The organism is Sedimentitalea arenosa (genome assembly GCF_016428585.1).
GTDB lineage: Bacteria > Pseudomonadota > Alphaproteobacteria > Rhodobacterales > Rhodobacteraceae > Sedimentitalea > Sedimentitalea arenosa.
Genome location: NZ_JAELVR010000003.1, coordinates 60,632 through 80,359 on the forward strand (window position 1 = coordinate 60,632; position 19,728 = coordinate 80,359).

At 67.0% G+C, this 19,728-nt stretch carries 20 protein-coding genes and 1 riboswitch; of the genes, 4 read left to right on the plus strand and 16 right to left on the minus strand.

What is annotated here, in order from left to right; genetic code table 11:
• Positions 1-11: 11 nt before the first annotated feature.
• Genes cobF through cbiE form a run of 6 tightly spaced genes read right to left on the minus strand, consistent with a single transcriptional unit; the run spans position 12 to position 5,152 of the window.
• Positions 12-770 (minus strand): precorrin-6A synthase (deacetylating), encoded by a 759-nt coding sequence (gene cobF / locus JF290_RS04940; protein ID WP_199023660.1) that lies wholly within the window; start codon positions 768-770, stop codon positions 12-14.
• Complete coding sequence (gene cobA, locus JF290_RS04945; protein WP_199023661.1) at positions 763-1,491, minus strand: uroporphyrinogen-III C-methyltransferase; 729 nt, start codon at positions 1,489-1,491, stop codon at positions 763-765. Before cobA ends, cobF begins: the two co-directional genes overlap by 8 nt.
• Positions 1,488-2,804, minus strand: a complete 1,317-nt coding sequence (locus tag JF290_RS04950; protein WP_199023662.1) for a cobyrinic acid a,c-diamide synthase CobB — start codon at positions 2,802-2,804, stop codon at positions 1,488-1,490. The genes cobA and JF290_RS04950 overlap by 4 nt, the downstream gene beginning before the upstream one ends.
• Positions 2,797-3,591: a precorrin-4 C(11)-methyltransferase gene (gene cobM, locus JF290_RS04955; RefSeq protein WP_199023663.1), complete on the minus strand. Its 795-nt coding sequence runs from the start codon at positions 3,589-3,591 to the stop codon at positions 2,797-2,799. The genes JF290_RS04950 and cobM overlap by 8 nt, the downstream gene beginning before the upstream one ends.
• Complete coding sequence (locus tag JF290_RS04960; RefSeq protein ID WP_328701204.1) at positions 3,588-3,971, minus strand: cobalamin biosynthesis protein; 384 nt, start codon at positions 3,969-3,971, stop codon at positions 3,588-3,590. The genes cobM and JF290_RS04960 overlap by 4 nt, the downstream gene beginning before the upstream one ends.
• Positions 3,953-5,152: a precorrin-6y C5,15-methyltransferase (decarboxylating) subunit CbiE gene (gene cbiE / locus JF290_RS04965; protein ID WP_199023664.1), complete on the minus strand. Its 1,200-nt coding sequence runs from the start codon at positions 5,150-5,152 to the stop codon at positions 3,953-3,955. The genes JF290_RS04960 and cbiE overlap by 19 nt, the downstream gene beginning before the upstream one ends.
• Between cbiE and JF290_RS04970 the strand changes: the two genes are divergently transcribed.
• Positions 5,124-5,903 (plus strand): cobalt-precorrin-6A reductase, encoded by a 780-nt coding sequence (locus JF290_RS04970; protein WP_199023665.1) that lies wholly within the window; start codon positions 5,124-5,126, stop codon positions 5,901-5,903. The two genes, cbiE and JF290_RS04970, sit on opposite strands and share 29 nt — an antisense overlap.
• Here JF290_RS04970 and cobJ read toward each other — a convergent pair.
• From cobJ to JF290_RS05020, 10 genes are all read right to left on the minus strand, one after another.
• The gene (gene cobJ / locus JF290_RS04975; RefSeq protein WP_199023666.1) at positions 5,876-6,628 is read right to left on the minus strand and encodes a precorrin-3B C(17)-methyltransferase; all 753 of its coding nucleotides are present in this window, start codon (positions 6,626-6,628) and stop codon (positions 5,876-5,878) included. The genes JF290_RS04970 and cobJ overlap by 28 nt on opposite strands.
• Positions 6,625-7,353, minus strand: coding sequence for a precorrin-2 C(20)-methyltransferase (locus tag JF290_RS04980; RefSeq protein ID WP_199023667.1), 729 nt, complete (start codon positions 7,351-7,353; stop codon positions 6,625-6,627). Before JF290_RS04980 ends, cobJ begins: the two co-directional genes overlap by 4 nt.
• The gene (locus JF290_RS04985) at positions 7,350-7,979 is read right to left on the minus strand and encodes a precorrin-8X methylmutase (RefSeq protein ID WP_199023668.1); all 630 of its coding nucleotides are present in this window, start codon (positions 7,977-7,979) and stop codon (positions 7,350-7,352) included. Before JF290_RS04985 ends, JF290_RS04980 begins: the two co-directional genes overlap by 4 nt.
• On the minus strand, positions 7,969-9,111 hold the full coding sequence (locus tag JF290_RS04990; protein ID WP_199023669.1) for a cobalamin biosynthesis protein CobG: 1,143 nt from the start codon (positions 9,109-9,111) through the stop codon (positions 7,969-7,971). Before JF290_RS04990 ends, JF290_RS04985 begins: the two co-directional genes overlap by 11 nt.
• Positions 9,108-12,398, minus strand: coding sequence for a cobaltochelatase subunit CobN (gene cobN, locus JF290_RS04995; protein WP_199023670.1), 3,291 nt, complete (start codon positions 12,396-12,398; stop codon positions 9,108-9,110). The genes JF290_RS04990 and cobN overlap by 4 nt, the downstream gene beginning before the upstream one ends.
• A 28-nt stretch (positions 12,399-12,426) precedes the next feature.
• Positions 12,427-13,482, minus strand: a complete 1,056-nt coding sequence (gene cobW, locus JF290_RS05000) for a cobalamin biosynthesis protein CobW (protein ID WP_199023671.1) — start codon at positions 13,480-13,482, stop codon at positions 12,427-12,429.
• The gene (locus tag JF290_RS05005; RefSeq protein WP_199023672.1) at positions 13,483-13,872 is read right to left on the minus strand and encodes a DUF1636 family protein; all 390 of its coding nucleotides are present in this window, start codon (positions 13,870-13,872) and stop codon (positions 13,483-13,485) included.
• A gap of 82 nt (positions 13,873-13,954) precedes the next feature.
• A riboswitch (cobalamin riboswitch) is annotated at positions 13,955-14,149 on the minus strand.
• A 76-nt stretch (positions 14,150-14,225) separates the two neighbouring features.
• Positions 14,226-15,242 carry an FUSC family protein gene (locus tag JF290_RS05010; protein WP_199023673.1) on the minus strand — a complete coding sequence of 339 codons (1,017 nt, stop codon included), beginning with the start codon at positions 15,240-15,242 and terminating at the stop codon, positions 14,226-14,228.
• A 9-nt stretch (positions 15,243-15,251) separates the two neighbouring features.
• Positions 15,252-16,346 carry an HlyD family secretion protein gene (locus JF290_RS05015; protein WP_199023674.1) on the minus strand — a complete coding sequence of 365 codons (1,095 nt, stop codon included), beginning with the start codon at positions 16,344-16,346 and terminating at the stop codon, positions 15,252-15,254.
• A gap of 205 nt (positions 16,347-16,551) precedes the next feature.
• Entirely contained in the window at positions 16,552-17,472 is a 921-nt protein-coding gene (locus JF290_RS05020; RefSeq protein WP_199023675.1) for a manganese-dependent inorganic pyrophosphatase, read from the minus strand.
• A gap of 323 nt (positions 17,473-17,795) precedes the next feature.
• On the opposite strand from JF290_RS05020, the gene JF290_RS05025 reads away from it, so the two are divergent.
• The 3 genes from JF290_RS05025 (at position 17,796) to groES (ending at position 19,703) form a co-directional block, all read left to right on the plus strand.
• On the plus strand, positions 17,796-18,494 hold the full coding sequence (locus JF290_RS05025) for a DUF2161 domain-containing phosphodiesterase (protein WP_328701205.1): 699 nt from the start codon (positions 17,796-17,798) through the stop codon (positions 18,492-18,494).
• A 195-nt stretch (positions 18,495-18,689) separates the two neighbouring features.
• Positions 18,690-19,193 (plus strand): hypothetical protein, encoded by a 504-nt coding sequence (locus JF290_RS05030; RefSeq protein ID WP_199023676.1) that lies wholly within the window; start codon positions 18,690-18,692, stop codon positions 19,191-19,193.
• Positions 19,194-19,391: 198 nt separating this feature from the next.
• A complete protein-coding gene (gene groES, locus JF290_RS05035) occupies positions 19,392-19,703 on the plus strand; it encodes a co-chaperone GroES (RefSeq protein ID WP_199023677.1) in 312 nt (103 codons plus the stop codon).
• Positions 19,704-19,728 lie beyond the last annotated feature (25 nt).

Sequence of the window (19,728 nt, forward strand, 5' to 3'; positions counted from 1 at the left end):
GTGTTGTGCCGTTATGCAGGCGCAGCGGGGCGTTTTTTCAGCAGGTAGACATCCATGATCCAGCCGTGATCGGCGCGCGCCGCGGCTCTCGTGGCTTCGATCCGATCGGCGACCTGCGTCAGCGGACCATGAATCAGCCGCTCCTCGGCCATGCCCAGATAGGCGCCCCACCAGATGTCGTAGTCCGCGGGCGGCAGGGTACGAAAGGCGCAGGTGCCGTCGAGCATCACGGCGACCGTATTCGCAGCCGGGGGCCAGCCGTCCTCGCGGAGCCGTCGCCCTGTGGTCACGACGAAGGGCGCACCGATCTCGTTGATCGGGATTGCGTGCGCGGCGGTCAGCGCCTGCAGCGCCGTGATGCCGGGGATGACGCGTACCAATGGCCGCGGGTCGAGCCGTGCGAAGATGCGCAGGGAACTGTCATAGAGAGAAGGGTCGCCCCAGATCAACAACGCCACGCGGCGCGGCGACGGCGTTTCGCCCGCAATCGCGGCCTGCCAAGCGCGGGCGATGGCGTCGTGCCAGTGTTCCACACCCTGCAGGTAACCATCTTCTGTGCGGCGCTCGGGGATGTCGAAATGGGCGATACGCGGCGGTGTGCCGTCGCAGGCGTGCGCGATGATGGTTTCGCGCAGCTCGGCGAGGTCGGATTTCGCCGCGCCCTTGCGCGGGATCAGGATCAGGTCGGCGGCCCGGATCGCCGCTTCGCCTTGCCGGGTCACGTGGTCTGGATTGCCGGTCCCGATACCGATCAGCGACAGCTCAACCATCCTCATGCTCCGTCAGCGGGCCATAGAGGATCAGCGCCGGGGCCGGGCTGATTGCCTGCGCCAACCGGTCGGAGAGCTGCGCGACGGTGCTGCGGTGCAGGGACTGCTCGGGCGTCGAGACAGCCTCGGCCAGTAGCGCGGGCGTGTCGGGTGGCAGCCCGTGGTCGACCAGCATCCGCGCGAGCTGGGGAAAGGTGCGCATGCCCATGAAGACGACGGTGGTCGCGGCGGGATCGGCGAGGGCGGCCATGTTCAGATCCTCGGGCAGGTGGCCCACCACGTCGTGCCCGGTGACGAACTGCACTCGCCGCGCGGTCAGCCGGCGGGTCAGCGGGATGCCGGCGGCGGCGGCGGCAGCACAGGCCGACGGGATGCCCGGAATGATCTCGTATGCGATTCCGGCTTCTCGTAGCGCGCCGAGTTCTTCCTCCAGACGTCCGAACATGCCGCCATCGCCGGATTTGAGACGCACCACCCGCGCACCGCCACTGGCGTAGTCGACCAGAAGGCGGCTGACATGGTCCTGCTTGGGCGAGGGCCGGCCGGCCCGTTTGCCGACGCCGACCAGGTCGGCCCCCTGGTGGGCATGAGACAGGATCGGGCCCGAACTCAGATCGTCGAACAGGATCGCATCGGCGCGCTTCATGCGGTCGACCGCCTTGAGCGTCAGAAGCTCGGGATCGCCCGGGCCCGAACCGACGAAGGAAACGAAGCCGCTCATCTTGTTGCACTCGCGATGAGGTGAAAGAAGGTGCCGCTGGCAAGGCCGCGCACCGAGCCGGTCTCGGGCACCGGCGCGCCCTCGGCGTCGGTCACGTCGGCCAGGGGGGCGTCGGGTTGCTCGAGGATGGTCGAGTAGTGGAACTCATGCCCCCGCAAGCTGATGCCGGGGGCGAAACCGGGCATCGGTTGGCGCAGTGTCGCACGACGATAGCCGAGGTGAAACTTGCGCTTCTCGTAGGAGGTGACGAGGCCGAGAAGACCCGCCATTCGGTGGCTCACCCCCTCCTTGTCGATCAGCGCCTCGCCGAGCGCCATGTAGCCGCCGCATTCGCCATGAACGGGCCGGGTTTCCGCGTGCCGCCGCAGGCCGGTCATGAATCGCTCGGCGGCGGCGATGCGCCCGGCGTGCAGCTCGGGATAGCCGCCGGGCAGCCAGACCAGGTCCGCGTCAGGGGCAGGCGCTTCGTCGGCGATCGGGGAAAACGGCAGAACCTCTGCTCCGGCGGCGCGCCAGCCCTCGATCAGATGCGGATAGGTGAACGAGAACGCCGCGTCGCGCGCCAGAGCGATTCGCTGGGCCGGGGGCCGCGGCAGCGCGGCCGACGACGGCCCTTCCGGGCCCGAGGAGGCCGCTGCCTTCACCGCGACCAGGTCGACATGGTCGCGCAGGAAGGCGGCATAGCCCGCGATCGCGCGGTCAAGATCAGGATGTTCCACCGCCTGGATCAGGCCCAGGTGGCGCTCGGGCAGGGTCAGGTCGCCGCGTCGGGGCAGCACGCCCAGCACAGGCAGCCCGGCGCGCTCCATTCCCATCCGGGTCAGCCGTTCGTGGCGCGGGCTGGCGACCCGGTTCAGGATCACGCCGGCAAAGGGCAGATCGGGCAGGTAGCTGCGAAAGCCCAGTGCCGTTGCTGCCGCCGATTGCGCCTGACCGCCGACATCCAGCACCAGGACCACCGGCCAGCCCATGCGCAGGGCGGTCTCGGCACTGCTGCCATGCCCGGTTTCGCCGGGTTTGGCGACACCGTCAAACAGACCCATCGAGCCTTCGGCGATCACGATGTCGGCCCCCTCGGCCCGCCCGGCTATCGCGTTCAACAGGGACTCGTCCATCGCCCAGGTGTCGATGTTGAACGATGCCCGACCGGCAGCCGCCAGGTGAAAGGCCGGATCGATATAGTCGGGTCCGCTCTTGAAGGGTTGAACTTCCAACCCATCCTCGACCAACGCCCGCAGCAGGCCCAGCATGACCGTCGTCTTGCCGGTACCGGAAGATGGGGCCGAGATCAGCAATCCGGGTGGGTTAGTCATCCCCGTGGCTCCAGCTCGACCAGGGGCTGTCGGCGGATTGCGGACGATACCGGCGATCGTAATCGGTGGCGTAGAGACAGCTTTCGGCGAACCCCTCGCCCGCCAGCGCCGGCCCGACCAGGATCAGAGCGGTGCGCGAAATGCCGTCGTCCATGGCGTCGACCAAAGTGCCCAGTGTCGCACGGATGATGCGTTCGTCGGGCCAACTGGCGCGATAGACGACGGCGACGGGACAGCCTGCGCCATAGAACGGCGTCAGGTCGGTGATCACCCGGTCCAGATTGCCGATCGACAGGTGAATCGCCAGCGTCGCACCGGTGGCGGCGAAATTGGCGAGGGTTTCGCCCTCGGGCATGGCAGAGGCCCGCCCCGGCGTTCGGGTCAGAACCACCGATTGGGCCAGCCCCGGCAACGTCAACTCGGCCCCGAGTGCGGCGGCTGCGGCGGCGAAGGAGGGAACCCCCGGCGTCACGCTCACGGCAATGCCCTCGGCGCGCAGCCGGCGCATCTGCTCGCCCATCGCCGACCAGACGGACAGGTCGCCCGAATGCAGGCGAGCCACGTCCTGCCCGGCGGCTTCGGCGGCGCGGCACTCGGCGATGATCGCGTGAAGGTCCATGGAGGCCGTGTTCACGATCCGCGCACCTGCCGGACAGTGGGCAAGGATCTCCTCGGGCACCAGTGAGCCGGCATAAAGGCAGACCGGACAGGCAGCGATGATGTCGCGCCCGCGCAGGGTCAGCAGGTCTGGCGCGCCCGGTCCGGCGCCGATGAAATGAACTGTCATGAGGGCTCCGTTGTTGCGAGCGCGCAAGTGGCGCGACGATCTTCCGAAACGTGGCGGGGCGAGAGCAGGCGCGCGCCCGCGCCGGCGGCGGCCAGCGCGGCGGCTTCCGCGACGCTGCCCGTGTTGCGGTGGGCCTGGCTGTGGGAAGACAAGGTCAGGGTCGTCACCGCTCCCAACTGGTCCGCTGCGACAGCCGTGACAGGCAGTCCGGTTTGCGCCGCCAGCGCGCGCAGGCAGGGCGCATCCAATTTGTCGTCCGGTGCGGCCAATGCATTCACCGGCCGCCCCTGGGCGGCGCGATCGAGCGCCGATACAAGGCTGGCGCAACTCGCATTGGCGCGAAATCCGAAGCCCGCGACGATCACAGCGTCACGCTCCACTGAACGACGGGATAGGTCGCGCGCCATGCCTGCTTGCGGCCCAAGGGTTCCGCATGCGCAAGCTCGATCCGCATCAGGTCGCCACCATTTCGGGCTTGTGCGGCACACAGCAAAGCCTCGCTTTCCAGTGTCACCGCGTTGGCGACGATCCGTGTGCCAACCGGCAGATGGGAGGTCAGCCAGTCCAGCATCCCGTCGGACAGGCCGCCGCCGATGAACACGGCGTCCGGGCGCGCAAGACCTTGCAAGGCCCCGGGCGCTGTCCCGGTCACGATGCGCAGCCGGTCGGTGCCGAGCGCATCGGCATTTCGCTGGATCCGTTCGGCTCGGTCGGGGCGCGGCTCGATGCTGGTGGCTTGCATGGCGGGATGCCGTAGTAGCCATTCGATCGCCACCGATCCGCTGCCGCCCCCGATGTCCCAGAGATGTTCGCCCGGACGCGGGGCGAGAGCCGACAGCGTCAAGGCGCGCATCGGGCGTTTGGTGATCTGCCCGTCCGTTTCGAACGTCTCGTCAGGCAGGCCAGAAGCAAGCGGCAGCACCGGGCCATCTCCCGCGATCTCGATGCCGACACAGACCGGATGCGCGGCATCGTCGACACCGGGTGCGTCCGCCGTGAATGTGCGAACCCGTTCACGCGGCCCGCCGAGCGCTTCCATCACGTGCAGGGTAGAAGCCCCGAAGCCCGACCCGTCCAGCCAAGAGGCCAGTGCCGCGACGGCAGGCCCGTCGCGCAGCAGTACGATCGCCTTGATCCCCGGCGCCAAGTGGGGGCGCAAACGTGTCAGCGGGGCAGCGTGCAGACCCAGCGTGACGGTCGATTCCAGCGGCCAGCCAAGTCGCGCGGCGGCCAGCGAAAAGGTCGACAGGCCTGGTTGCGCGATCCATTCCTCGGGTTCCAGGTGGCGCGCAATGACGCTGCCGGCGCCGAACCAGAATGGATCCCCCGAGGCCAGCACGACAACGCGCTGTCCGCGCACCTCCAGAAGCAGGGGCAGCCCGTCCTCGAAGGGCACCGGCCATTCGATCCGGCGCCTACCCAAACCGGGCAAAAGGTCGAGATGCCGGCGCGCGCCCATCACGACGTCGGCTTTCGCCAGTGTTTCACGGGTTGCGGGCGACAGTCCGTCCGGGCCATCCTCGCCCAACCCGATGATCGTCAGCCACGGAGACTCAGCCATCACGCCCCACGTTCTTATTCTGGGCGGCACGACCGAAGCGAGTGCCCTGGCGCGGGTCGTGGCGGAGCATCGCCTGGCCGCGGTCTTCTCCTATGCCGGACGCGTTGCGCGGCCGCGCCCGCAGCCGCTGCCGACGCGCGTCGGTGGATTCGGTGGGGTGGACGGGCTGACGGAATACCTCCGGGCCGAGGCGATCACCCATGTGGTCGACGCGACCCATCCCTTCGCCGCCGGGATGAGCCGCAACGCCATCACCGCCTGCGCCCGGATAGGCGTGCCGCTGGTCGCGCTGACGCGCCCGGCCTGGCAACGGCAACAAGGCGACCTCTGGACGAGTGTGGCGGGGATCGACGACGCGGTCGCCGCGCTCGACCGGCCGGCGACGCGTGTGATGCTGGCGCTCGGCCGGATGCATCTGGCGGCCTTCGCAGTGCGACCGCAGCACCACTACCTGTTGCGCCTGGTCGATCCCGCGGACCATCTGCCGCTGCCCGACTGCAGCGTGGTGATCGACCGTGGGCCGTTCACCGTGTCCGGCGACAAGGCCTTGCTGTTGGATCACCGGATCGAGCTGGTCGTGTCCAAGAATTCGGGCGGGGACGGGGCGCGCTCCAAGATCGACGCCGCGCGCGATCTGGGCTTGCCCGTTCTGATGATCGACCGGCCCGCGATCCCCGACCGCGACGAGGTCGCGACTTCGCAAGAGGTGTTGGCATGGCTTGGTCATTCCGGCGTGAACCTCGGCGTATAGACGATCGGGTTGACGGGCCTGTCGATGATCCGCGTCCGCGACGACCCGACGATCACCACGGTGCTCATGTCGGCCATGTCGGCGGTCGCTTCGCCCAGTGTCGTGATCCGCAGGCTTTCGTCCGGCCGGCTGACCGCGCGGGCGAAGAGGATCAACCGATCGGCTCCGCATTGGGTGCGCAAGGTTTCGAGCGCCTTCTCGAAGCCTTCCGGTCTCGATTTCGAGCGTGGATTGTAGAAGGCCATGGCGAAATCGGCTTCTGCGGCGAGGCGCAGACGCTTCTCGATCAAAGCCCAGGGTTTTAGGTTGTCGCTCAGATTGATGGCGCAGAAATCGTGCCCCAGTGGCGCACCGGCGCGGGCGGCAGCGGCCAGCATCGCGGTGATGCCCGGCAGTACATCGATGTCCAGCGTGCGCCACGCGTCAGGGCCCTCTTCCACCGCTTCGAAAACGGCCGAGGCCATGGCGAAAACGCCGGGATCGCCCGAGGAGACCACGACCACGCGATGCCCTTGAACGGCGAGGTCCAGCGCGTGGCGGGCGCGGTCCAGTTCGACGCGGTTGTCGCTGGCGTGCAAGGTCAGGCCGTCACGAGGGGCGACGCGCGCGACATAGGGGATATAGCCGACGACGTCGGTTGCCGCAGCCAGTGCGGTGTTGGCCTCGGGTGTGACCAGCGACTCGTCCCCGGGGCCGAGCCCGACGATCTTGAGCCAACCGCTCATGGGCGCCGCCCGTTGCCGTGAACGATCACGATCGAGAAATAGGGCGTGACCTTGTCTCCGGCCTCGGCCAGGGGCGTCACCGTTTGTTCGGGCATGGCGGCGAACTCCACCAGCCAGGCGCGGTCGGTCAACCCGGCGCGCGCCAGCGCCCGGCGCACCTTGGCAAAGTTGCGCCCGATCTTCATCACCACCAGCGCGTCCGTATCGGCCATGCGGCGCGCCAGATCGTCCTCGGGCAGCGTGCCCATCAGGACGGTCAGGACATCGTCGCCCCAGGTGATCGGTGTTCCGGTCGCGGTCCAGGCACCGGACATGCCGGTGACGGCCGGCACGACCTCGACCGGGACCTTGCCATTCAGTCGCGCGTAGAGATGCATGAAGCTGCCATAGAAGAACGGATCACCCTCGCACAGCACGACCACATTCTCGCCCCGCTCGGACAGGACGCGCAAGCGGTCGCTGCTGTCCTTGTAGAAGGCCGAGAGCAACGCGTTGTAGCGCGGGTCGGTCACCTCGATCTCGGTGGTGACCGGGTATTCCATCGGGTATTCGGTGACCCCCTCGGCCAGCAACCCCTCGACGATGCGGCGTGCCTGACCCTGCCGGCCCGGCTTGCGGAAAAAGGCGACGTGGCGCGCGGCGCGCAGCAGACGGTCGGCACGGACGGTCATCAGGTCCGGATCACCCGGACCGAGACCGACGCCGTGGATCGTTCCGGGGCTCATTCGGCGCGACTCGCGATGGCATTGACGGCGGCAACGGTGATTGCCGAGCCGCCCAGCCGGCCCTTGACGATGCAGCAGGGCACCGGCTGTGCAGCCCAGAGCGCGTCCTTGCTTTCCACCGCGCCAACGAAGCCCACCGGGCACCCGATGATCGCGGCCGGACGCGGGCAGTCCTGATCTTCCAGCATGTTCAGCAGGTGAAACAGGGCCGTGGGCGCGTTGCCGATGGCGACAACCGCACCGGCCAGACGCGGACGCCACAGCTCCAGCGCAGCCGCGGAGCGGGTGTTGCCCATTTCGACGGCCAGCGGACGCACACGCTCGTCCTGCAGGGTGCAGATCACATCGTTGTCGGCGGGCAGGCGGAACCGCGTGACGCCCTCGCTGACCATCCGCGCATCGCAGAGGATGGGTGCGCCCGCTTCCAGAGCCACACGGGCGGCAGGCACGAAGCCGGGTGAGAACCGCACATGCGCTTCCAGCCCGACCATGCCGGCGGCGTGAATCATGCGGACGGCGACCTGCTCCTCGTCCGCGTCAAAGCGCTGGAGATCTGCCTCGGCCCGGATTGTGGCAAAGGACTTGGCATAGATCGCCGCGCCGTCGGTTTCGTATTCATAGGGCATCGGGGTCGCTCATCAGGGCTTGGAGGTCATCTGCGGTCAGGCCATGTCGGGAGGGCTCATCCCATGCGCATCCGTCGCGGACAAGGTCGAAACGTCCGTCGCGGCCCACCAGCGTGACCGTCGCGGGGCGGGGGCGCGCGCAGCCCTTGGCACAGCCCGAAACGTGCAAGCTGCCCTGCGCGCGGGTGGCGAGCAGGCGCGCGATCTCGCGGGTTGTGACCGTTGCCTGGGGACAGAAGGGCGCGCCCGCGCAGGCGTCGGTCACCAGCAGCGGGTCGTCCGGGTGGGTGACGAAACAGCGTGCCGCCGTGGGCGCAGCGTCTTCCAGCAGGAACAAACGCCACGGGGTGACCCGCAACGCGGTCGCGCTGCTGCGCTGGATCAGGTCGGCCAGCGAGCCCGCGGGCAATTGGCCAAACGGTGCGCCGAGGAGAGCGCCGAACGGTGTCGCGCCCGGCATCGGATCGGGTGCAATCGCGGCGGGTGCGGCACCGGTCCAACTCGCTGGCAAGGGCGTCTTGCGGACCAGTTGCGCCATGCGGCGGTGATCGGCGTCCGAGTTGGCGGCAAACCATCGGGCCAGTTCCAACAGGTCGTCGATCGCGGTGTCGGGCGTTGTCGCGCACCCAGTCGCCTGCCCGTCGGCCCGAAGGATCAGCCGGTCGTCGCACCCGGTTTCCAGTCGGATGTCGGCGGAGTTTCCGGCAAGGCAGCGTGTCGTTCCGGCGTCGATGGCAAAGCCGAACTTCGCGGGCAGCGGCGGCAGATCGCGCAGCCGCGCGATCAGATCCCGCGCCAATCGCGCAGTCAGGTCGCTTCCGTCATGAAACGGCTGCACCAGGATGTTGCGGCGGGACTCAAGGCCCGGTTCCCGATCCAGCAAGTCGAGTGCCGCTAGGTCGTCCAGCAGCATTTCGTGCGAACCCTCGGCGACGCCGCGCAATTGCAGGTTGGCGCGGTTGGTCAGGTCGATCGTGCCGTTGCCGTGCCGCTGCGCGGCCTCGCACAGCCCGACTGCCTGTGCTGCGGTCAGCCGGGCCAGTCGCGGGCGCACGCGGACCACAAGGCCGTCGCCCGACATCATCGGGCGGTGTGCGCCGGGGCACCAGCCCTTGATCTCGGGCGCACTCATGGCTGCGTGTCCATTGCGGCGCGGATGGAGTTGCGGCGGGTCTGCCACAATCCCGCGTCGAGCAAGGCGCGGAAGCGGTCCTGCATGGCGCGATGCGCCGACGGATTCTCGCGGGCGAGAAAGGCGTCGACCTCGGCGTCGCCCAACGTCGCGTCGTGGTAGAGGTCGAACAGATGCGGTGCCACCGCGCCGGCCAGATGGGCGAAGGCGGCCATGTGATCCAACGTGGCGGCGATTTCCGCAGCACCCCGAAAGCCGTGCCGTTGCATGCCCTTGATCCAGCCGGGGTTGGCCGCGCGGGCGCGAACGACACGGGCGATCTCTTCGGATAGGGTGCGGGCGCGGGGCAGGGCGGGGTTGGTGTTGTCGAGGTGATAGAGCCGCGCCGTGCCACCGGTCTGCGCCTTGGCGGCGGCGAATCCGGCTTCGTGCGTGGCATAGTCATTGGCCAGCAGCAGGTCTGTTTCCGCAAGATCCTGCAGGTGGACGAAAGCGTCGGCACGCGCCACCCGGTCGCGGATACCGTCCGTGTCGCGCGCGACGTGATCGCCTTCAAGTGCGAAGGCGCTGGCGGCGAGCCAGGCCTCCCCGGCGCGGGCGCGGGCGTCGGCATCATACGTTTCCGTCAGCGCGCCCATACCCAGCCCGTAGCTGCCTGGTGCCGGGCCGAAGACCCGCGCGGCGGGGGCGCGACCCGCATAGGGATTCCAGTCGGGCGCCTCGTCCCGGACGGCGAGCGCACGCACAGCCTGACCGAAAAGCGCCGAGAGTGTCGGGAACACATCGCGAAACAGGCCCGAAACCCTGAGTGTCACGTCGAGCCGGGGCCGGTCGAGATCGGTGATCGGCAAAACCTCGATGCCCGAAACCCGTTCCGATCCCTTATCCCATACGGGCTTCACCCCCAGCAGGTGCAACGCCATCGCGAATTCCTCGCCCGCCGTGCGCATCGTGGCCGACCCCCAGAGATCGACGATCAGACCCTTGGGATAGTCGCCCTCGTCCTGAAGGTGCCGTCGGATCAGTTCCTCGGCCAGCTTGACGCCTTGGGCGTAGGCGCTGCGGGTGGGCACCGAACGGGGGTCGGTGGTGTAAAGGTTCCGCCCGGTCGGCAGCACGTCGCTGCGGCCGCGATAGGGCGACCCGCTCGGCCCTGCCGCGACGCGGCGGCCGGCGAGCGCGTCCAGCAGGCCCGCGCGCTCTGCCTCTGCAGAAGCAGTGGTGTCGAACGTGCCCGCTGTTTCAGGTGCGCGGCCAAAGATGTGCAGCCCATCTCCGAACTGGCTTTCCTTGATGTCGCAGACGAAGCGATCGATCCGGGTGATCGCCTCGGCGGTAGAGGTTGCGCGGTCGAGCCCCAGATCGTCCTCAACGCCAAGGGCGCGCGCCTCGGCGCGGATGTCGGCCTGCAAGCGTTCGCGGCGCTTCGGGTCGAGCCCATCGGCGTTGGAAAACTCGTCCAGCAGCGCCTCGAGCCCAGCCATGCGCTCGGGGGTGCCGCTGTCGCGCAGCGGCGGGGGCACATGGCCCAGCGTCACCGCGCCGATTCTGCGCTTGGCCTGCGCGGCTTCGCCCGGATCGTTGACAATGAAAGGATAGATCACGGGGAGGTCGCCGATCAGCGCCTCGGGCCAGCACGCGGCAGACAGGGCCACCGACTTGCCCGGCAGCCACTCCAGCGTGCCATGCGCGCCGATATGGATCAGCGCATCGGCCTTCAGCGCATGGCGTAGCCAGAGGTAGAAGGCGACATAGCCGTGACGCGGCGTGCGCGACAGGTCGTGGTAGTCGTCCTCGCGCGTTTCAGGCGCGCCCCGCTCGGGTTGCAGGGCGACGACGGCCTTGCCGCGCCGCAGGGCGGTGAACCGCATCTGGCCATCGATGCAAGCAGGGTCGTCTTCGGGCGGGCCCCAGGCTGTGTGCAGGTCTTCGCGCAGCGGCGCGGGCAGGTTGGCGAGCGCCTGCTTGTAGTCCTCCAGCGGCCACGCAATGCTTGCGTCGGGCAGGGTCTCGGCCAGCGACGAAACGTGGGCAATCTCATGGCCCAGATCGGCCAGGATCGCTTCGGTTGAAGCCAGAGCATCCAGTCCGACCGCATGGCCCATCTGCCACTCCTTGCCAGGATAGGTGGAGAGCACGAGCGCCGGGACGCAGTCGCTCGCCGGAGTGGCGGCCAGACGGACCCAGCCTGCCACCCGATCGGCGATGGCTTCGATCCGGTCGGGCTCGGGCTGGTGTGCGTAGCGTGAGAATTCCAGCGCCGGATCGGGAGCGCCGGGCTGCTTGAACGAAGCGACACCGGCTATGATCCGCCCATCCACCTCGGGCAGGACCACGTGCATCGCAAGGTCGGCGGGCGATAGGCCCCGCTCGGCCCCGGCCCAGGCGTCACGCGTCGAGGTGGCCAGCGCCGCCTGGAAGACCGGCACCCCGGCGGCGTCGAGCGGCGACGTGCCGGAGTCGCCCTTGCCGGAAAACGCGGTGAGGTTCACGATGGCCGAGGGGGCGAGATGGCGCACCTGCCGGGCGATCCAGACCGCGGCTTCCGGTGCCTTCAGAGAAGGAGCGAAGAGGGTCGCCGCCTCGAACCCGCGTGCGCGGAATGCCGAGACCAGAGCCTCGACCGGTGCCATGTCGGCCGCCGTGATGTAGGCGCGATAGACCGTGATCAGGATGCGCGGGTGATCGGGGTCCGGCGCGAAGGCCGCGACCGGGCAAGTCAGCCCGTGTTCGGGGGTCCATGCGCCGACCTGCGGCAGCGCCTTTGCGCCGCGCACCGGCCCCGCATAGAGCCCCGCAGCAAGCGCCAGCTGTGCCAGCGCGGCCTGTGCGGCGACCGCGCCGCCGGTGTCGCAGAGATGGGTGAGACGGCGCAGGGTCGAGACCGGCAAGGTGGACATCTCATCGAGTCGCGTGTCCTCGCGCCCGTCCGCCGGCAGGACGGCGACCGCCACCCCCCTCGACTGAGCCAGCGCCTGCACCTGTTGCAGTCCGTAGGACCAGTAGGGCACCCCGCCGATCAGCCGGATCAGGATGCCCTTCGCGCCCGTCAGGGTCCGCTCGACATAGGTGTCGACAGACAGCGGGTGTTTCAGGGCCGAAAGATTGGCCAGGCGAAGCGACGGCATCCGTCCGTCGGGACCGCCGCCGCGATGCCAGCCACTCGCGAAGGCACCGAGATCGCTGTCGGAGAAGGACAACACCACCAGATCGGCCGGGCTCTGGCCCAGGTCGGTCGGGGTCTCGGTCTCTTCCAGTCCGTGGCTTTCGCGAAAGACGACATGCATCGGCGGAGCGCTTTCCCCAGGGTTCAGCCTATTCGGCGGCGACCGGCGCGCCGGTCAGGATCTCGTGAATCGCGGCGGCGTCGATATCGTCGTGTTCCGCGATCACGACCAGCCGGCCCTGCCGCGATTCGTCGGCTTTCCACGGCCGGTCGAACTGGTGACGGACGCGCGCGCCGACCGCCTGCACCAACAGGCGCATAGGCTTGCCGGTGACCGCCGCATAGCCCTTGACCCGCAGGATGTTGCGCTCGTTCGCCAGTTTCTCGATGCGCGCAACGAGGTCGGCGGGATCGCTCTGTTCCGGGATCGCGACGACGATGCTGTCGAAATCGTCATGCTCGTGATCGTCGGCGCTGTCATGATGGGAGGGCCGCGCATCCATGTCGTCTTCGGCGGCGGCCTCAAGACCCAGGATTACCCGCACGTCCACCGCGCCCTCGGCGACCTCGACCACCGGCAGCGGGCGAGGGGCCTCGGCGGCGATGATCGCGCGGGCCTTCGCGACGCCTTCGGGGCCGGCGAGGTCCGGTTTGGTCAGCAGGATGATGTCCGCGCAGGAGATCTGGTCTTCGAACACTTCCGAAAGGGGCGTTTCGTGGTCGAGGCTGTCATCGGCGGCGCGCTGAGCGTCGACCGCGGCGACATTGGGCGCGAAGCGACCCGCCGCCACCGCTTCGGCATCCGCCAGTGCGATCACGCCGTCGACGGTGATCTTCGAACGGATATCCGGCCAGTCGAACGCCTTGAGCAGCGGCTTGGGCAGCGCGAGGCCCGAGGTCTCGATCAGGATGTGGTCCGGGCGCGGCTCCAGCGCCATCAGTGCCTCGATCGTCGGAATGAAGTCGTCGGCCACGGTGCAGCAGATGCACCCGTTCGCGAGTTCCATGATGTTCTCGGCCGGGCAATCGGGAATCGCGCAGGATTTCAGTATCTCGCCATCCACGCCGACATCGCCGAACTCGTTGACCACCACGGCAAGGCGCTTGCCTTGCGGATTCTGCATCAGGTGGCGGATCAGGGTGGTCTTGCCGGAGCCGAGGAAGCCGGTGATCACGGTGACGGGCAGCTTGGACAGGTCGGACATTCAGAAGTCTCCTTGCGGGGGGATGCGTGCGATGCAGTTCTTGCGGAAATGGACCGGGCGTTCGCGCCAGGGCACGAGGCCGTCGGTGGTGGCGTGATAGCGGGCCACGACATCGGCGATCATGTCGGCATCGGTCTCTTCGTGGAAATTGCCATAGACATAGGTCCAGCGGGCAGGTCCGCCGCGGAATACGACCGAACAGCCGCTGTCGCAGTTCGACAGGCATTCCACCGGGCGCAGGCGGACTCCCGCGGGCAGGGGCCGGCGGCTCAGCGCTTCGTGCAGACGGGCGCCGGGCCGCGGCCCGTCCTCATCTGTCGGCTGGCCGCGCCGACAGGTGGTGCAGACCAGAAGCTCTACGGGGGCTGCCGCGTCGGGATGATCGCTCATGCTCGCACCTTTCGGCCATGAAAGACGGGGAGGAGGCGGGCAAAGCAATGGCCAGACCCGTCACCGAGGCACCCCGCCCGGTTAACGTACAGTGTCGCTGGCAGGTCTCCCGGCTTGCGGATTCCGGAAAGCATCTGCTTTCCTGCGGGCCACCCGCCTTCCCGGCCTGCGGGCCAGTGGCTTGGGTGCCCTCTCCGGTCACGGTCGCGGGGGCGGCTGCGTCGTGCATTCCCTTTTCATCTGCCTGTAGGCAGAAACCAACGTAGTGGGGATGCGGCATGGCACGGGACCTTGTCAAGCACATGCGCGTCACACGCGGGGAAAATCGCCGGGCTGCCGTCGGGTATCGGGAACTAGGTGGACCGCTGATCCCGCCAGCCCAGCAGGGAGTCGAGAAGGGCAACCGCGAAAGCCGCGGAAAACGCGCCCGCCAATGTCAGCACGATCCGCGTGAAGCTGGCATAGGCCGGATCTTGAGTCGAAAGCGCCCCGGCGATCAGGGACAGGGCCACGGAGAATGCATACTGGTATACCATCGAGGGATGGTGCCCGTTCAGCATCTTGTTGCCGAGCCATAGCCCGATCAGGAAGATGAGACCCAGCAGGATCGGCAGGTGGGAGGACAGCAGGAAGACCGACAGCACGAAGGTGGCGCAGGCCGCGCCCAACAGGGTCGCACGGACGCGCTGTCCCGCCTCACCCCAGACCATGCCGCGCGTTGGAAACACGATCACCATCGCGGCCACCAGCGCCATTGTCAGGTCGGACGGCGACATCACGGAATAGAGCCAGAAACTGAGCCCGAGCAGAACGGTCGCGCGGATCGCGGCACCGATGGTGATGTTTCCGGGGCTTGGCAGCGGATTGTCCACCTGCACCTCGCGCGTGTGGGCGGGCAGCAAGGCGTAGACCAGCGGGGCGAGCACCAGAGCGACGAGGGCGGCGAGTGCCAGGTCGTCGCGCAGCACTTCGACGGTCGCAGTGCCGTGCATCCCCATGACCGACATGATCAGGACGACCACGATGACCAGCATTCCAAGCGGAGTGCCGGTGCGCAAAATCTCTCGGAAACCGAGGAAGTAGAGAAGCCACATGACTCCGAGGAAGATCGCCGGCATCGGGACAAGGTGTTCGACCAGCCACGTCATCGCGAAGACCAGAACGATCAGGATCAGCGGACCCGCCAGCGCCTTGACAGGCACAAAGGCTTTTCGGGTTCCGGCGATGATGCCCAACGGCAGGGCGGCGATCACGGCGGGCAGGGCCGGGTCCAGAAGCGGGATCGCGGCATAACCCAGGGTTCCGATCAGCGCGAGGCGGACCGCGAACAGCGGGTCTTCGCGCACATCGGGCCGGGGGGTCACATACACGGAACGCGCCTAGTGCAGATAGCTGATGACCGATCGGATGCGCTGGCCAAGGCCGACGATCCAGGCCACCGGGTTGCCGGTGCCTTCGGCGTAAACCACAGTATGAACCTTGCCGCCGATGCGGACCGCAGGGAATTCTTCCCCGTCGTCCAGCACCAGTTCGATCCGAACAGGAATGCGGCGGGCCGGTTCGAACCACCGATTGGCGGGTTGGTTCACCACCAGGCTGCCCTGGTTGCTGCGCCCGGGATCGATGCCCCAGGCGATGCTCTGGACCCGACCGCCATAGATTCTGCCCGGGACGGCGTCGAACAACAGCCCCACGGTGTCGTCTGCTTCGACACCGCGCAACTGGTTTTCACGCAGATCCACGGTGACCCAGACATCTCCCGCGTCGATGAAGGTCAGCGCGGGGCTGCCGGCTGCGACAAACTCGCCTTCCGACAACAGCACGTTGGTGACCGCGCCGTAGTGCGGCGCGCGGACGGTGGTCGATGCCAGATCGTACTGCGCCTGTTCGAGCTGAGCCTGCGCCGCTGCGATTGCAGGGTTGTCTTCACCGTCCGGGCCAAGCTGCTTGCGCGCGCTTTCGAGGCTGGCCTCGGCGCTGGCAAGCTGGGCTTCGGCGGCGGCGACTTCGTTGCGGGCGGCGTCCCCCTGAGCCTTGGACGCGTATCCGCGTTCCTCCAGGCGGATGACCCGGGACGCCTGCGCCCGCGTGGTTTCGAGAGCACTGCGCGACCTGGTCACCTCGGCCTGCGCGGCCAGAAGCGAGGTGCTGGACGCATCGATGTTCTGCACCGTCGAGGTCAAGTTGGCCTCGGCCTGCCGCACGGCCAGTTCATACGGTCGACGGTCAAGCGAAAACAGCGGATCTTCGGCCTGCACGATCGCGTCGTCGCTGACATGCACCTCGATGACCTCGCCCGAAATCCTGGGAGCGATCTGCACGACATGAGCGGATACGCTTGCCCGCGACGACGAGGGTGCGAGCCGGTCCGTCAGCGCATAGAACGCCATCGCCACAACGATCAGCAGGACCACGACCACGGCGATTTTTGCGGCCGGGTTTGAGGGGGATGGAGTCTCGTCGCGTGTGCTCATTCCTGCAGCCCTTCAGGCAAACTGACGTTCTGATGTGGTCTGGACGGGATTTATCTCAATCCCGGCGCCGGACCAATTCTTCCCGCGACGTGGCCTCTGTCTGTGGGTGATCGCGCGGCATCGGCGTCGGGTTCGACCACCGCGCGGCACCCTTGGTATGGACGGGGGCACTCATGGTGCCCTCCGTGCTTCTTCGTGCGGTCTATCAGACCTTGAGATTCGGGATGATCTGTTTCTTGCGGCTGACGACGCCGGGCAGCACGACAGTGTCGCCCTCCGCGCGCGCATCGAAGCTCTTGGCGGCGACGGTGCGCACCAGGTCGTTGGGCACCAGCAGCGTGCTTTGCTCGTTCAGGATATCGACCACGAACAAGAGCACCTGATCGACGCCGTCCTCGGTGGCGACGGATTTCATCGACTCGATCAGGCTGGCCTTGCGGTCCAGGATCGTCGCCGGCGAGGTGGTTTCCAGAACCGACACGCGGAACTTGGTGCCGGCGACCTCGTATTCCTTGCTGTCCATGCGCAGCAGCTCGGCGTCGCTGAACGACGATACGTCGGATTTCGCAGCGAACATCTCTTCGGCGTAATCCGGAATCGAAATACCCAGTTCGCCCGCCAGCTTCTCGGCGACGGCCTTGTCATGGGGGGTGGTGGTCGGGCTGCGGAACTCAAGCGTATCGCTGAGGATGCAGGTCAGCATCGCGCATTTTACCGGATCGGGCATCTTGCCCATGTCGTCGCCGATCAGGTCGTGCATGATCGTCGCGGTGCACGCGACCGGGCGAATGGTGATGTCGATCGGACCCTTGGTTTCCAGCCCGCCGACCAGCTTGTGATGATCGATGATCGCCTGCACGTCCGCACCGTTGATGTTTGCAGGCAGTTCGGCGGGGTTGTTGGTGTCCACGATCACGACCGGAGCGTCGTCGGCAACGTCACTGATGATCGAGGGCTTGGGCAGGTCCCAGCGCTTGAGCATGAACGCGGCTTCGGTGTTGGGTTCGCCCAGCAGCACGGCCTCGGCGGGGGTGCCTTTCACCTCGTTCAGGTACCAGGCCCAGATGATGGGCGAGCCGGTGGAGTCGGTGTCGGGAGATTTGTGTCCGAAAACCTGGATGGTCATGCGTTTCGTCCTGTAAATAGGGGGTGTCGTTCGCGCGCCTTATAGGAACCGTCCGTCTGCTTGTCACCCGCCGTCGCGCAGGATGCGACCGTTGGTCAGAGCCAAGCCACCTCAGGTGCGTTGACACGGGACGGCGGCGCGCGCGAAAAACAAGGCTCACTTTGGCAGGAGGCCGGGGCGGACGGTGGAAAATCGCAGGCAGATCGAGGCGCAGTGCGCGCGCCGCCACGGGGCGCTGCGGGCGGCTGAGCGTTTCGTCTGTATTGACAATCCGCGCCGCTTTGTTCGTCGTCTCTTGTCCGCGACATCAGGGATGGACTCCCGTGCCTGCTGATCAGCCGCTGCGTGAGCAGGCGCTGTATCCGCCGATCAAGGCGCTGCTCGAACGGCAGGGCTACGAGGTCAAAGGAGAGGTCGGCGCTGCGGACGTGGTCGCGCGGCGTGGCGAAGAACCGCCCGTGATCGTCGAACTCAAACTGCGCTTTTCATTGGCGCTCTTCCACCAGGCGGTCGCGCGTCTTGCGATCACTGACCTGGTTTACATTGCCGTGGCGCGCCCGACCGGCAAGTCGGCGCGCCGGGCGCTGCGGGACAATCGGGCGCTGTGCCGTCGCTTGGGTCTCGGGCTTATTACGGTGCGCGCCGATGGAATGGCCGAGGTTTTGTGCGATCCGGGCCAGCAATCATTGCGACGTTCGCAGAAACGCGCTTTGAGGCTCCTGCGCGAGTTCGATCGGCTGCAAGGCGATCCGAACGCAGGGGGCGCGACGCGGCACGGCATTGTCACCGGCTATCGGCAGGACGCGTTGCGCTGCGCCGCGATGTTGGCCGAACACGGCCCGAGCAGGGGGATCGAGGTTGCCCGCACCGCCGCCGTTCCCGCCGCTACCCGGCTCATGCGCGACAATCACTACGGTTGGTTTGAACGCATCGGCCGCGGGGTCTATGCGCTTACGCCATCCGGATCGGAAGGGTTGCGGCACTGGGCCTACAGTTGGGAGCCAGCCGATGAGTCGGACTGATTCGCCGCGATGGAAATCGATTCGCCGAGTTTGGCGATGTTCGTGCAATCTAAGCGGGAAGCCGCCGGTCGGCGCGACTCTGACAGGTAGAAACTGGCCAGTATTTTAGGGGATTTTGGAGAAAAGCGTTCGGGAAGTGCGGATTTCCGCCTATGAATGAACTCGGCGCTTTGGCGCTGTGGTCAGGGGGAAGTGATGAGAGTTCTTGGTGCCGCATTTGCCCTGTGTTTCGGAGCATCCGCTGCATTGTCCGCCACACACACCCAGCTTTTGAACGATTACCCGTCTCCCGCGCTTGGGTCGCAATGCGATTTCGGTTTGCGCATTTGCGGTTCGGGTCTGTTTTTCGCGTTCCAGGTTGGCAGCGTGGCACCGAGCTATGACGATGTTGCCCTGACCGCAACAACCACCGGTATGTTTCACCAGTCAACGCCCGTCGGTCAGACATTATCTACCGACATTTCGATCAATTCTCCGACGACGGGCCCTGTGGATGCGGGCGGTATGGCCTTCAAGGCTGCGGGAGGACCGGAATTGACCGAAGCCATCGGTCGGGGAGCGGAAAGACGACATGGTCATGAGCGATTTCCCGTTCAGGGCATCGCCCACCTTCGTCACTCCTCTCCCCGGGTCGATGTCTGCGGCGGGATGGGTAGTGATTTCTGGTATTGTAGCACCGGGATTGACACGTCGGCGTAATCGCAGCCGGCGCGCCCGAATTTCTATGACGCAAGCGCCCGGCTCTGCCGGGCGTTTTTTTGTGACCGAACCTGTTGACAGGTCGTGAAACGCTCCCTAGCTATCCGGCGTTGGCACTCGCCTTGGGTGAGTGCTAATGATCCGTCCGCTGACCGACGGATCATGGAAACAACCTTTGAGCGTTAAGGAGCTGCAAAGATGGCATTCAAACCACTTCATGACCGGGTGCTCGTGCGCCGCGTGGAAAGCGAAGAGAAAACCGCTGGCGGACTGATCATTCCTGACAGCGCCAAGGAAAAGCCTGCCGAGGGCATCGTTGTCGCAGTCGGCGCTGGTGCGCGCGACGAGGACGGCGACCGGATCAAGATGGACGTCAAGGAAGGCGACAAGATCCTGTTCGGCAAGTGGTCCGGCACCGAGGTCAACCTCGATGGCGAAGAACTGCTGATCATGAAGGAATCCGACATCATGGGTATCATCGAGTCGAGCGCTGCCGCGAAAGCAGCCTGAACGCCTCGGATCGTCTGACCCAAAA